Here is a 12,656-nt window from a genome sequence, read left to right on the forward strand (position 1 = left end):
CGCTTTACTTTTCGTTTAGCGCTTCACTGCGTCAAGAACTCTATTATTGCACAGTTTTTTAGCTGTTTTCGAAAGTTCGCCAAATTGTTTTGCCGCCACTCGATTTATCGAGCTGGGTCATGACATCGGCGTGTGCCGCCAGCTCTTGTTCGCTGGCCTCCAGCACCGGCAGCTCGATGCCGCTCAAGTCGAAAGCGACCACCTGGGTCTGGGTCTCCTCCTCGGAGCCGGCATCGATCAGCAAGGCATCCTGGCCTCGCGTCATGTACACATAGACATCGGCCAGCAGCTCGGCATCCAGCAAGGCGCCGTGCAAGGTGCGCCCCGAGTTGTCCACGCCGAGGCGGTCACACAGGGAGTCCAGCGAGTTGCGCTTGCCCGGGAACATCTCCTTGGCCATGGCCAGGGTGTCGATCACGCCGGTGACGTAGCTCCTCAACGGGGGGCGGCCCAGCAGCTCGAGTTCTTTGTTGAGAAAGCCGACGTCGAAGGCAGCGTTGTGGATGATCAGCTCGGAGCCCTGGATGTAGTCCAGGAACTCGTCGACCACGGCCGCGAACTTGGGTTTGTCGCGCAGGAACTCGGTGGTCAGCCCGTGGATGCGCAAGGCATCTTCGTGGCTGTCGCGCTCAGGGTTCAGGTAGTAATGCAGGTTGCGGCCGGTCAGCTTGCGGTTGACGAGCTCGACACAGCCGATTTCGATCACCCGGTCGCCGTTCTCGGCGGACAGGCCGGTGGTCTCGGTGTCAAAGACGATCTGGCGCGACATCAGTGGTTCTCTTTGGCGTGGTTGATCGTGTACTTGGGGATCTCGATCGTGAGGTTGTCACGGGCCACGATGGCCTGGCAGCTCAGACGCGACTGAGGCTCCAGCCCCCAGGCGCGATCGAGCAGGTCTTCTTCGGTTTCCTCGGGCTCATTGAGCGAGTTGAAGCCTTCGCGAACGATCACGTGGCAGGTGGTGCAGGCGCAGCTCATGTCGCAGGCGTGCTCGATGTTGATGTGGTTGTCGAGCAGCGCCTCACAGATGTTGGTGCCGGTGGCCACCTTGATTTCGGTGCCCTCGGGGCAGTACTCGGGGTGAGGCAGGATTTTGATGACGGGCATGGCAATGGGTCGTTGAGGGGGTGGGCCTTGGATGGTGGCGTCAGATTCGGGTATCAGAGCGAGTCGACCTGGCGACCGGCCAGTGCCTGCTGGATGCCCCGGTTCATGCGGCTGGCGGCAAAGGCTTCGGTGCCCTTGGCCAGCGCTTCGGTGGCGGCTTCGATGGATTTGGCATCCTCCAGCGACTTGGCTGCCAAGGCGGCGTCGATCAGGCTGTCGAGGGTGGCGCGTTCGGCATCTGACAACAGGTCACCATCGGCCTTCAGGGCGCTGCGGGTGGCCAGAACCATGCGGTCGGCCTCCAGACGGGCCTCGGCCAGCGCACGGGCCTGCATGTCTTGCTGGGCGGTGCTGAAGCTGTCTTGCAGCATGCGGGCAATCTGCTCGTCCGACAGGCCGTACGAGGGTTTGACTTCGATGGCCGCCTCCACACCGCTGATCATCTCGCGCGCGGCCACTTGCAGCAGGCCATCCGCGTCCACGGTGAAGGTGACGCGGATGCGCGCAGCACCTGCGGCCATGGGCGGAATGCCACGCAATTCGAAGCGCGCCAGGCTGCGGCAGTCGGCCACCAGGTCGCGCTCGCCCTGCACCACGTGCAGGGCCAGGGCGGTCTGGCCGTCCTGATAGGTGGTGAAGTCTTGCGCCATGGCGGTGGGGATGGTCTGGTTGCGCGGCACGATGCGCTCCACCAGACCGCCCATGGTCTCCAAGCCCAGCGACAGCGGGATCACATCCAGCAACAACAGGTCGCCGGTCTGATCATTGCCGGCCAGTTGATTGGCCTGGATGGCGGCCCCCAGGGCCACGACCTCGTCGGGGTTAAGGTTGTTGAGCGGGGCCTTGCCAAAGTAATCGTGCACGGCCTGCTGCACCTGGGGCATGCGTGTGGAGCCCCCGACCATGACCACACCCTGCACCTCGTCACGCTCGAGTTGCGCATCGCGCAAGGCCTTGCGCACCGCGCTGAGGGTGCGAGCGGTCAGGGCCTCGGTCGCGGTATGAAAATCGCCGCGGCGCACAGGGTGGCGCAAGGGGCCGGTGCTCAGATCGGCCACGAAATCAACCGTCTCGGCATCCGTGAGGGCTTCCTTGCAGGCCCGGGCAGCCACCCGCAAGCGGGCCAGGTCGTGCGCATCGGCAGCCTGGACGCCCGTCTGGGCCAGCACCCAGGCGGCCAAGGCCTGGTCGTAGTCATCACCGCCCAGGGCCGAATCACCCCCCGTGGCAATCACTTCGAACACACCCCGGGTCAGGCGCAGGATGGAGATATCGAACGTGCCGCCGCCCAGGTCGTACACCGCGTAAATGCCTTCGCTGGCGTTGTCCAGCCCATAGGCGATGGCGGCAGCGGTGGGCTCGTTGATCAGGCGCAGCAGTTTGATACCGGCCAGTTGGGCCGCATCCTTGGTGGCCTGACGTTGGGCGTCGTCAAAATAGGCGGGCACGGTGATGACCGCGCCGTACAGGTCGTCGTTGAAGCTGTCCTCGGCCCGGTAGCGCAGCGTGGCCAAAATCTCGGCACTGATCTCGACCGGCGACTTGACGCCGGCCACCGTCTGCAGGCTGACCATGCCCTGCTCCGGCTCGCCCACAAAGCGGTACGGCAGGCGCGACACGTCCTTGAGGTCGTTCAGGCCCCGGCCCATGAAACGCTTCACCGAGACGATGGTGTTCTGGGGATCGGTGGACTGGGCCGGCAGCGCGTCAAAACCGATCTGGCGGCCTCCGCCCTCCAGGTAGCGCACGGCCGAGGGCAGGATCACCCGGCCCTGGGCATCGGGCAGGCATTCGGCCACGCCATTGCGCATGGCGGCCACCAGCGAATGGGTGGTGCCCAGGTCGATGCCCACGGCAATGCGACGCTGGTGTGGATCGGGTGACTGGCCGGGCTCGGAAATCTGGAGAAGCGCCATGGAATTCTTTTCGGGTTCGGGGGATGTGGCAAACGCCACAAATGCGACAAACGCTTATTGTCCCAGTTGATCCAGCCGGGACTCAATGTCGCGCTCAAATCGCGCAATGAACATGAGGGCTCTGACCTGTTGGGCTGCGGCGGCGAACTGCTGTTCGTCGTCCAGCAGACGCCGGCAGGCCTCGATGGCCTGGGCCCGGGCGGCCCTCACTTCGGCGTCCAGCCCATTCAAGGCAGCGGCGCTGTTCGCGTCATCGAGCGCTTCACGCCACTCCATCTGCTGCATCAGGAAAGCCGCCGGCATGGCGGTGTTGTTCTCTGCCTCGATGGGCGCACCGCGCAATTCGCACAGGTAGGCGGCCCGGCGCAAAGGGTCTTTCAGGCGCTGGTAGGCCTCGTTGATGCGCACTGACCATTGCATGGCCACCCGTTGAGCCGCGCCGCCTTGTGCGGCAAAACGGTCAGGGTGGGCCTCACGCTGCAGGTCTTTCCAGCGCTGGTCGAGCGCAGCGCGGTCCTGGGCAAACCGCTCGGGCACGCCGAACAGCTCGAAATCATTGGATTGCAGGTTCATGGCATTCAGTAAAAAAACCGCCAGCACGCAGGTGAAGGCGGTTTCATCAAGCAAGAGGCCGGCCAATGCCGGCCGGCACAGCCCGGTGTCAGACCCGGAAGCTTTCGCCGCAGCCGCAACGATCGCGTTCGTTGGGGTTGTTGAAGCGGAAACCTTCGTTCAGGCCTTCGCGCACGAAGTCGAGCTCGGTGCCATCGATGTAGGCCAGGCTCTTGGGGTCGATCAGCACCTTGACACCATGACCTTCGAAGACGATGTCTTCAGGCGCCAGGTCGTCGACATACTCCAGCTTGTAGGCCAGGCCAGAGCATCCGGTGGTCTTGACGCCCAGTCGCACGCCAATGCCCTTGCCCCGTCGGGACAGGTATCGACTCACATGCCGGGCAGCCGCTTCAGTCAGGGTCACAGCCATGGTTTACTGCGTGTGCTTTTGTCGGTAGTCGTTCACTGCGGCCTTGATGGCGTCTTCAGCCAGGATGGAGCAGTGGATCTTCACGGGCGGCAGGGCCAGTTCTTCGGCGATCTGGCTGTTCTTGAGCGCAGCCGCTTCATCGAGCGTCTTGCCCTTGACCCACTCGGTCACCAGCGAGCTCGAAGCAATGGCCGAGCCGCAGCCATAGGTCTTGAAGCGTGCATCCTCGATCACGCCAGTCTGCGGGTTCACCTTGATCTGCAGCTTCATCACGTCGCCGCAGGCCGGTGCGCCCACCATGCCGGTGCCCACCGATTCATCACCCTTGTCAAAGGAGCCCACGTTGCGCGGGTTCTCGTAGTGGTCTACCACTTTTTCAGAATAAGCCATGATCAGGTCCTCAGTTCTTGGGTGGGTGTGCGCTCAGTGCGCAGCCCATTGGATGGTGCTCAGATCGACGCCGTCCTTGTACATCTCCCACAGCGGGCTGAGCTCGCGCAGGCGGTTGACGTTCTCGCGGATGGTGCCGATGGCGTAATCGATTTCTTCTTCGGTCGTGAAACGGCCGATGGTCATGCGCAGGCTGCTGTGCGCCAGCTCATCGCTGCGGCCCAGGGCGCGCAGCACGTAGCTGGGCTCCAGACTGGCCGAGGTGCAGGCCGAGCCGGACGACACGGCCAAGCCCTTGATGCCCATGATCAGCGACTCGCCTTCCACGAAGTTGAAGCTCATGTTCAGGTTCTGCGGCACGCGGCGCTCCAGACTGCCGTTGATGAACACCTGCTCGATGTCCTTCAAGCCGTTGAGCAACCGCTGTTGCAAGGCATAGGCCTTGGCGTTGCCTTCAGCCATCTCGGCCTTGGCAATCCGGAAGGCCTCGCCCATGCCCACGATCTGGTGCGTGGGCAAGGTGCCCGAACGCATGCCGCGCTCATGGCCACCGCCATGGATCTGGGCTTCCAGGCGCACCCGGGGCTTGCGGCGCACGTACAAGGCACCCACGCCCTTGGGGCCGTAGGTCTTGTGGGCCGTCATGCTCATCAGGTCGATGGGCAACTGGTTCATGTCGATCTCGACACGGCCAGTGGCCTGGGCCGCATCCACGTGCAGCAGGATGCCTTTTTCACGGCACAGGGCACCAATCGCGGGGATGTCCTGGATGACACCGATCTCGTTGTTGACGAACAGCACGCTGATCAGGATGGTGTCGGGGCGGATCGCCGCCTTGAGGGCTTCCAGGTCGAGCAAGCCGTCTTCCTGGACGTCCATGTAGGTCACGTCAAAACCCTGGCGCTCCAGCTCGCGCATGGTGTCGAGCACGGCTTTGTGCTCGGTCTTCAGGGTGATCAGGTGCTTGCCCTTGCCCTTGTAGAACTGGGCCGCTCCCTTGAGGGCCAGGTTGATGGACTCGGTAGCGCCGCTGGTCCAGACGATTTCACGCGGATCGGCACCGATCAGGTCGGCGACCTGAGCACGGGCTTTTTCAATCGCCTCTTCGGCTTCCCAGCCCCAGGCGTGGCTGCGGGAGGCGGCATTGCCAAAATGCTCGCGCAACCACGGGATCATGGCGTCAACAACGCGCGGGTCGACGGGCGTGGTGGCACCGTAATCGAGGTAAATGGGGAAATGAGGGGTCATGTCCATGGCTGGCTCAATCAAAACTGACTTGCTTGCAGAAACGCAACAGCAATCGGGTAGACCGGCAACGCCCGTGGGGCGTGCCAGCGTTCAAAACATCACGACTTGGCGAAGGCATTGCCCAGGGCAAACACCGAATTCGGCGCATTGACACGGATCGGTTTGACCACCGGGGTGCTCGAAATCGCGCGGCGCAACACGGGCTTGTCTTCGACCTGCACGCCCTTGGCGATCTGCTCTTCGACCAGCTTTTGCAGCGTGACCGAATCCAGAAATTCGACCATGCGCTGATTGAGGGCCGACCACAGCTCGTGGGTCATGCAACGGCCGGCTTCGCCCAGGCAGTTTTCCTTGCCGCCACACTGGGTGGCGTCAATGGGTTCATCCACCGACACGATGATATCGGCCACCGTGATGTCGGCCGCCTTGCGACCCAGGGTGTAACCACCGCCCGGCCCACGGGTGGACTCCACCAGCTCATGCCGGCGCAGCTTGCCAAAAAGCTGTTCGAGGTAGGACAGCGAAATCTGCTGACGCTGGCTGATGGCGGCCAGGGTGACCGGGCCATTGTTCTGGCGCAATGCCAGGTCGATCATCGCGGTCACCGCAAAGCGGCCTTTGGTTGTGAGACGCATATCAAGCTCCTTCGTCAGGCTTGGTCTTGTTTCAAATACCTCACGGCAGGGTATGCCGCAGGCTCCGTCCTCACCCCGTTATCCGGCTCTTGGGGCCGGCCCTTCATCGTTCTGGGTTCTTGACTGTTTGCGTCAAGTATATCACTAAGGCCAAATTAAACAGTCAGGTAAAAATACCGATCAGTCACAATTCAATCAATTGGGTCGATAGTACAAACAAATCGGGCTCCTGACCACCGGTTTCTTACGCCCAGGCAAAGGGCAGACTCGATGTTTGAACGGGCTTGCCCCCACAGAGTTCCTGACTACTTTCGCAAAGGCAGAACGACCACATTGTCTGAGCCTGCCGCCCCGAAAGCCCTCTCCCGCAGCAATGCCAACTGGTCTCGCGCCTGGGCCGCCTTCTCGAACTCGAGGTTGCGGGCGTGTTCCAGCATTTCCTTCTCGAGGCGCTTGATTTCGCGCGCAATGTCCTTCTCGCCCATCTCTTCGACGCGGGCTTTTTGCAAGGCAGACTGTTCCAGCTTCTCGGCTTCACGCCCGCTTTTTTCGCTGTAAACGCCGTCAATCAGGTCTCTTACCTGCTTGACAATGCTTCGCGGTGTGATGCCGTGCGCTTCGTTGTAGGCGATCTGCTTGAGGCGCCGGCGTTCGGTCTCGCCCATGGCTTTGCGCATGGACTCGGTGATGCGATCGGCATACAGGATGGCGCGCCCATTCAGATTGCGAGCGGCACGGCCGATGGTCTGGATCAGCGAGCGCTCGGCACGCAGGAAGCCTTCCTTGTCGGCGTCCAGAATGGCCACCAGAGACACTTCCGGGATGTCCAGCCCCTCGCGCAGCAGGTTGATGCCTACCAGCACATCGAACACGCCCAAGCGCAGGTCCCGCAAGATCTCGACACGCTCAACGGTGTCCACATCGCTGTGCAGGTAACGCACCTTGACGCCGTTATCCGACAGGTAATCGGTCAACTGCTCGGCCATGCGCTTGGTGAGGGTGGTGATCAGCACCCGCTCGTTCTTCTCGACCCGGATGCGGATCTCCTGCAGCACATCGTCGACCTGATGGGTGGCGGGGCGCACCTCGACCACGGGGTCGACCAGGCCCGTGGGGCGCACCACCTGCTCCACCACCTGGCCGGCATGCTCGATCTCGTAGTTGGCCGGGGTGGCCGACACGAAGATGATCTGACGCATGCGCTTTTCGAATTCCTCGAACTTCAGGGGCCGGTTGTCCAGCGCCGAGGGCAGGCGAAAACCGTATTCGACCAGCGTGGTCTTGCGTGCCCGGTCGCCGTTGTACATGCCGCCCAACTGGCCGATCAGCACGTGGCTTTCGTCCAGGAACATGATGGCATCCTTGGGCAGGTAGTCCGTCAGCGTGGAAGGCGGCTCGCCCGGCGCGGCACCCGACAGGTGCCGGGTGTAGTTCTCGATGCCCTTGCAATGGCCCACCTCGCTGAGCATCTCCAGATCGAAACGGGTGCGCTGCTCCAGCCGTTGCGCCTCCACCAGCTTGCCCATGCCCACCAACTCCTTGAGGCGGCCGGAGAGTTCTTCCTTGATGGTCTCCACCGCGGCCAGCACCCGATCTCGCGGGGTCACATAGTGGCTGGACGGGTAGACCGTGAAACGCGGTATTTTCTGTCGGATGCGCCCAGTCAAGGGGTCGAACAGCTGCAGAGTTTCGATCTCGTCATCGAACAGCTCGATGCGGATCGCCAACTCGCTGTGCTCGGCCGGAAAGATGTCGATGGTGTCGCCCCGCACACGGAACTTGCCGCGCGAGAACTCCATCTCGTTGCGCTGGTACTGCATGCGGATCAGCTGCGCAATGATGTCACGCTGGCCGAGTTTGTCGCCCACACGCAGCGTCATCACCATGCGGTGGTAGCTCTCAGGCTCGCCGATGCCGTAGATGGCCGACACCGTGGCCACGATCACCACATCACGCCGCTCGATGATGCTTTTGGTGCACGACAGCCGCATCTGCTCGATGTGCTCGTTGATGGCCGAGTCTTTCTCGATGAACAGGTCGCGCTGCGGCACATAGGCCTCAGGCTGGTAGTAGTCGTAGTAGCTGACGAAGTACTCCACCGCGTTCTTCGGAAAGAACTCGCGGAACTCGCTGTACAACTGCGCCGCCAGGGTCTTGTTGGGCGCAAAAACGATGGCCGGCCGCCCCAGGCGGGCGATCACATTGGCCATCGTGAAGGTCTTGCCCGACCCTGTGACCCCCAGCAAGGTCTGGAACACCTCGCCGTCAAGCACGCCATCGACCAACTGATTGATGGCGGTGGGCTGATCACCCGCCGGTGGGTAAGGCTGGAACAGCTCAAAGGGCGAGCCGGGGAAAGACACAAACTCGCCCTGGTGCGCCGGCGCGGTATCGGGATGATCAACTTCGGTGGGTTCAGACATGGGCATGCTTGAAAAGTGGAAAAGGCCGTCGTGACAGCTGCCAAGCCGCCCTGGACAACCCAGGTGGCGGCCTGCGGCTAAAATTCAAGCCAATCCGCCAGCCTAACCGAGGCGGCCGATTGACGCTACTGACAACCTTCAAGGACTTCTTTCATGTCTCTCTTCACTGCCGTCGAGATGGCTCCTCGCGATCCGATCCTGGGCCTCAACGAGCAATTCGCAGCCGACACCAACCCCAACAAGGTCAACCTCGGCGTGGGCGTCTATTTCGATGACAACGGCAAGCTGCCCCTGCTGCAATGCGTGCAAGCGGCTGAAAAGGCCATGATGGAGAAGCCGGCAGCGCGCGGCTACCTGCCCATCGACGGCATCGCCGCCTACGACGCCGCCGTGAAGAGCCTGGTGTTCGGTGCCGACAGCGAGCCCGTCACCTCGGGCCGCGTGGCCACCGTGCAAGGCATTGGCGGCACCGGCGGCCTGAAGATCGGCGCCGACTTCCTGAAGAAGGTCAGCCCCGATGCCAAGGTGCTGATCTCGGACCCGAGCTGGGAAAACCACCGCGCGCTGTTCACCAACGCCGGCTTCACGGTCGAGACCTATGCCTACTACGACGCCGAAAAGCGTGGCGTGAACTTTGAAGGCATGCTGGCTTCGCTGAACGCCGCCGCCCCCGGCACCATCGTGGTGCTGCACGCCTGCTGCCACAACCCCACGGGCTACGACATCACCGCTGCCCAATGGGACCAGGTGATTGCCGTCGTCAAGGCCAAGAACCTGACCCCCTTCCTGGACATGGCCTACCAAGGCTTTGGTCACGGCATTGCCGAAGACGGCGCTGTGATCGGCAAGTTCGTGGCCGCCGGCCTGAGCTTCTTCGTGTCCACCTCGTTCTCCAAGAGCTTCAGCCTGTACGGCGAGCGCGTCGGTGCCCTGTCGGTGCTGTGCGCCGACAAGGAAGAGGCCTCGCGCGTGCTGTCGCAGCTGAAGATCGTGATCCGCACCAACTACTCCAACCCCCCCATCCACGGCGGTGCTGTGGTGGCAGCCGTGCTGGGCAACCCTGAACTGCGCGCCCTGTGGGAAAAGGAACTGGGCGAGATGCGTGTTCGCATCAAGGCCATGCGCCAAAAGCTGGTGGACGGCCTGAAGGCCGCCGGTGTGCAGCAAGACATGAGCTTCATCACCACCCAGATCGGCATGTTCAGCTACTCCGGCCTGAACAAGGACCAGATGGTGCGCCTGCGCAGCGAATTCGGTGTGTACGGCACCGACACCGGCCGCATGTGCGTGGCAGCGCTCAACAGCAAGAACATCGACTACGTCTGCCAGGCGATTGCCAAGGTGATCTGAAGACGCTGAATCTGCAGGGGCCGAGCTCTCCGCCAAGCCCCTGCCCCTTCTAAAAAACCGCCTTCGGGCGGTTTTTTCTTGGCTGAATCAGCCCCAGACGACCGAGCGCATGGAAATCGAAGCCGATTGGAAATCGGCATTGAACACACGCGGCATCTCGCTGCGCTTGGCCGCCCCTGCGGCATACAGCAGTGGCAGGTAATGCTCATGGGTGGGGTGCGCCAGACGGGCCAGCTCACCCTGCCCCTGGAAGTCGACCAGCGCATCCAACTCGCCACGCTGCAGATGGCCCTGCACCCAGGCATCGAACTCACGCGCCCAGTCGTAAGCCTGGTTGGCCGGTGCATCCCGCCGGGTGGCACGCAGGTTGTGCACCACATTGCCGCTGCCCACGATCAACACCCCGCGCTCACGCAGGGCACCCAACTGTCGGCCCAAGGCAAAGTGCTCGGCTGCGGGGCGGCTGTAGTCCATGCTCAGTTGGATGACCGGGATGTCCGCCCGCGGAAACATGGGTTTGAGAACAGACCATGTGCCATGGTCAAAGCCCCAGCGATCCGGATCAAGTTGCAACTCTGGTTTCAAAATGCCATCGCGCAGCACCTTGGCCAGAGCGGGGGCACCGGGCGCCGGATACTGCTGATCGAACAAGGCCTGCGGAAAGCCACCAAAGTCGTGGATCGTGCGTGGCCGGCTCATGGCCGTGAGCCAAAAGCCATCCGTCAGCCAATGGGCCGACACGCAAAGGATCAAGTTCGGCTTCGGGTAACGGCGCCCGAACTCCGCCCCCAACTGAGCCCAGGCGCGGCTGTAGGCGTTGTCGCCCAAGGCATTCATGGGGCTCCCGTGGCCCACAAAAAGCACCGGCATGCGGGGGGTCACGGGCATGGTCGACCACACCGAAGGCGTGGCCGACCAGGACAAGGATGGCACCGAAGCGCCAAGGCCGGCAAGGGCCGACAAACAGGTTCTGCGCTTCATGGCGCGCTCAATGGGCAGTTCATCTGGAGCAGACTCGGGTCCAACAGAACAGTTCCCTACAGAGAAATTTGACGCAATATTGGTGTTTTCACTCCAGACAAGACTACCCGATCGCTGGTATATTTGCTGCAGTGCAACATAACGATCTCAGGTCGCCCCATGCTTTATCAGCTCTATGAAACCCAACGCTCCTTGATGGAGCCGTTTGCCGATTTCGCCCAGGCTGCCTCCAAGCTCTACAGCAACCCGCTGTCGCCCTTGAGCCAGGCCCCCATGGCACAACGTGTGTCCGCAGGCTACGACCTGCTGTACCGCCTGGGCAAGGACTACGAGAAGCCGGTGTTCGGCATCACCACGGTGGATGTCGATGGCGTGGGTGTGGCCATCCATGAGCGCGTCGAGATCGACAAGCCGTTTTGCGAACTGCGCCGCTTCAAGCGCTTCTCGGATGATCCGGCCACCCTGACCAAGCTCAAGGGCCAACCCGTGGTGCTGATCGTGGCCCCCCTGTCGGGCCACTACGCCACCTTGCTGCGCGACACCGTGCGCACCATGCTCAAAGACCACAAGGTCTACATCACCGACTGGAAGAACGCCCGCCTGGTGCCGCTGAGCGAAGGTGAATTCCACCTCGACGACTACATCAACTACGTGCAGGAGTTCATCCGCCACCTGCAGACCACCTATGGCAATTGCCATGTGATCAGCGTGTGCCAGCCCACGGTGCCCGTGCTGGCCGCCGTGTCGCTGATGGCCTCGCGCAAGGAACAGATCCCGCTGTCGATGACCATGATGGGTGGTCCCATCGATGCCAGCAAGTCGCCCACCTCGGTGAACAACCTCGCCACCAACAAGAGCTTCGAGTGGTTCGAGAACAATGTGATCTACCGCGTGCCGCACAACTTCCCAGGGGCTGGCCGACGCGTCTACCCGGGCTTTTTGCAGCACACGGGGTTTGTGGCCATGAACCCCGACCGCCATGCCACCAGCCATTACGACTACTTCAAGGACCTGATCAAGGGCGACGACGCCAGCGTCGAGGCCCATCGCAAGTTCTATGACGAGTACAACGCCGTGCTCGACATGGATGCCGATTACTACCTGGAAACGATCCAGACCGTCTTCCAGGATTTCAAGCTGGTCAAGGGCACCTGGGATGTGCGCAATGAACAGGGTGTGGTTGAACGCGTGCGTCCGCAAGACATCCGCAACACCGCCCTGCTGACCGTCGAGGGCGAGCTGGACGATATTTCGGGCTCGGGCCAGACCGCAGCCGCCCACGACCTGTGCAGCGGCATCGAATCCACCCACCGCAAGCACCTGGAAGCCAAGGGCGCAGGCCATTACGGCATCTTCAGTGGCCGGCGCTGGCGCGAGGTGGTGTACCCCACCGTGAAGCGTTTCATCCTGGACCACCAAAGCGCTGCAGCCGCCGCTGGCCGCACGGCGGCAACGCCGGCCAGCAAGGCGGTGGTGGTCAGCGCCCCGGCCAAGGCCAGCCCACCCGCCAAGGCCGAGGTGGAAGCCAGTGCCAAGCCCACGGCCCGCGCCAAAGCGGCCAACCGCAGCGCCAAGCCCGCATCCAGCAAGGCTGCGCGCGGGCCTTCTGCCAAGGGTTGAG

Annotated in this window: 12 protein-coding genes; 2 read left to right on the forward strand and 10 right to left on the reverse strand. The window is 62.5% G+C overall.

Annotated features, from left to right (window positions below):
* Positions 1 to 58 precede the first annotated feature (58 nt).
* The 9 genes from dnaQ to uvrB all read right to left on the reverse strand — a co-directional run bounded on the left by dnaQ (position 59) and on the right by uvrB (position 8,704).
* Positions 59 to 769, reverse strand: a complete 711-nt coding sequence (gene dnaQ, locus L880_RS0129025; RefSeq protein WP_027478576.1) for a DNA polymerase III subunit epsilon — start codon at positions 767 to 769, stop codon at positions 59 to 61.
* The gene (gene fdx / locus L880_RS0129030) at positions 769 to 1,107 is read right to left on the reverse strand and encodes an ISC system 2Fe-2S type ferredoxin (RefSeq protein WP_019577049.1); all 339 of its coding nucleotides are present in this window, start codon (positions 1,105 to 1,107) and stop codon (positions 769 to 771) included. Before fdx ends, dnaQ begins: the two co-directional genes overlap by 1 nt.
* A 53-nt stretch (positions 1,108 to 1,160) precedes the next feature.
* Positions 1,161 to 3,023, reverse strand: coding sequence for a Fe-S protein assembly chaperone HscA (gene hscA / locus L880_RS0129035; protein ID WP_027478577.1), 1,863 nt, complete (start codon positions 3,021 to 3,023; stop codon positions 1,161 to 1,163).
* Positions 3,024 to 3,077: 54 nt separating this feature from the next.
* Positions 3,078 to 3,596, reverse strand: a complete 519-nt coding sequence (hscB, locus tag L880_RS0129040; RefSeq protein ID WP_027478578.1) for a Fe-S protein assembly co-chaperone HscB — start codon at positions 3,594 to 3,596, stop codon at positions 3,078 to 3,080.
* 88 nt (positions 3,597 to 3,684) lie between these two features.
* Positions 3,685 to 4,008 (reverse strand): iron-sulfur cluster assembly protein IscA, encoded by a 324-nt coding sequence (iscA, locus tag L880_RS0129045; RefSeq protein WP_019577052.1) that lies wholly within the window; start codon positions 4,006 to 4,008, stop codon positions 3,685 to 3,687.
* 3 nt (positions 4,009 to 4,011) lie between these two features.
* A complete protein-coding gene (iscU, locus tag L880_RS0129050) occupies positions 4,012 to 4,398 on the reverse strand; it encodes a Fe-S cluster assembly scaffold IscU (RefSeq protein ID WP_019577053.1) in 387 nt (128 codons plus the stop codon).
* Positions 4,399 to 4,431: 33 nt separating this feature from the next.
* Positions 4,432 to 5,652, reverse strand: a complete 1,221-nt coding sequence (locus tag L880_RS0129055) for an IscS subfamily cysteine desulfurase (RefSeq protein ID WP_027478579.1) — start codon at positions 5,650 to 5,652, stop codon at positions 4,432 to 4,434.
* A 92-nt stretch (positions 5,653 to 5,744) separates the two neighbouring features.
* Positions 5,745 to 6,281, reverse strand: a complete 537-nt coding sequence (gene iscR / locus L880_RS0129060; RefSeq protein ID WP_027478580.1) for a Fe-S cluster assembly transcriptional regulator IscR — start codon at positions 6,279 to 6,281, stop codon at positions 5,745 to 5,747.
* A 305-nt stretch (positions 6,282 to 6,586) separates the two neighbouring features.
* Positions 6,587 to 8,704, reverse strand: a complete 2,118-nt coding sequence (uvrB, locus tag L880_RS0129065) for an excinuclease ABC subunit UvrB (protein WP_043330998.1) — start codon at positions 8,702 to 8,704, stop codon at positions 6,587 to 6,589.
* A gap of 153 nt (positions 8,705 to 8,857) precedes the next feature.
* Here uvrB and L880_RS0129070 point away from each other — a divergent pair, with 153 nt between their 5' ends.
* Positions 8,858 to 10,054: an amino acid aminotransferase gene (locus L880_RS0129070; RefSeq protein WP_027478582.1), complete on the forward strand. Its 1,197-nt coding sequence runs from the start codon at positions 8,858 to 8,860 to the stop codon at positions 10,052 to 10,054.
* Positions 10,055 to 10,141: 87 nt separating this feature from the next.
* Here L880_RS0129070 and ygiD read toward each other — a convergent pair whose 3' ends face one another.
* On the reverse strand, positions 10,142 to 11,035 hold the full coding sequence (gene ygiD, locus L880_RS0129075) for a 4,5-DOPA-extradiol-dioxygenase (RefSeq protein ID WP_425389216.1): 894 nt from the start codon (positions 11,033 to 11,035) through the stop codon (positions 10,142 to 10,144).
* 159 nt (positions 11,036 to 11,194) lie between these two features.
* Here ygiD and L880_RS0129080 point away from each other — a divergent pair, with 159 nt between their 5' ends.
* On the forward strand, positions 11,195 to 12,655 hold the full coding sequence (locus tag L880_RS0129080) for a polyhydroxyalkanoate depolymerase (protein ID WP_027478584.1): 1,461 nt from the start codon (positions 11,195 to 11,197) through the stop codon (positions 12,653 to 12,655).
* The last annotated feature ends 1 nt before the right edge of the window (position 12,656 follow it).

This window comes from Curvibacter gracilis ATCC BAA-807, from assembly GCF_000518645.1.
Lineage (GTDB): Bacteria > Pseudomonadota > Gammaproteobacteria > Burkholderiales > Burkholderiaceae_C > Curvibacter > Curvibacter gracilis.

What these genes read in the sequence shown, in the direction of transcription:
- iscA (WP_019577052.1), bottom strand. Translation starts at nt 4,008, where the DNA reads ATGGCTGTGACCCTGACTGAAGCGGCTGCCCGGCATGTGAGTCGATAC.
- dnaQ (WP_027478576.1), bottom strand. Translation starts at nt 769, where the DNA reads ATGTCGCGCCAGATCGTCTTTGACACCGAGACCACCGGCCTGTCCGCC.
- hscA (WP_027478577.1), bottom strand. Translation starts at nt 3,023, where the DNA reads ATGGCGCTTCTCCAGATTTCCGAGCCCGGCCAGTCACCCGATCCACAC.
- L880_RS0129080 (WP_027478584.1), top strand. Translation starts at nt 11,195, where the DNA reads ATGCTTTATCAGCTCTATGAAACCCAACGCTCCTTGATGGAGCCGTTT.
- iscU (WP_019577053.1), bottom strand. Translation starts at nt 4,398, where the DNA reads ATGGCTTATTCTGAAAAAGTGGTAGACCACTACGAGAACCCGCGCAAC.
- hscB (WP_027478578.1), bottom strand. Translation starts at nt 3,596, where the DNA reads ATGAACCTGCAATCCAATGATTTCGAGCTGTTCGGCGTGCCCGAGCGG.
- uvrB (WP_043330998.1), bottom strand. Translation starts at nt 8,704, where the DNA reads ATGTCTGAACCCACCGAAGTTGATCATCCCGATACCGCGCCGGCGCAC.
- L880_RS0129070 (WP_027478582.1), top strand. Translation starts at nt 8,858, where the DNA reads ATGTCTCTCTTCACTGCCGTCGAGATGGCTCCTCGCGATCCGATCCTG.
- L880_RS0129055 (WP_027478579.1), bottom strand. Translation starts at nt 5,652, where the DNA reads ATGGACATGACCCCTCATTTCCCCATTTACCTCGATTACGGTGCCACC.
- ygiD (WP_425389216.1), bottom strand. Translation starts at nt 11,035, where the DNA reads ATGAAGCGCAGAACCTGTTTGTCGGCCCTTGCCGGCCTTGGCGCTTCG.
- fdx (WP_019577049.1), bottom strand. Translation starts at nt 1,107, where the DNA reads ATGCCCGTCATCAAAATCCTGCCTCACCCCGAGTACTGCCCCGAGGGC.
- iscR (WP_027478580.1), bottom strand. Translation starts at nt 6,281, where the DNA reads ATGCGTCTCACAACCAAAGGCCGCTTTGCGGTGACCGCGATGATCGAC.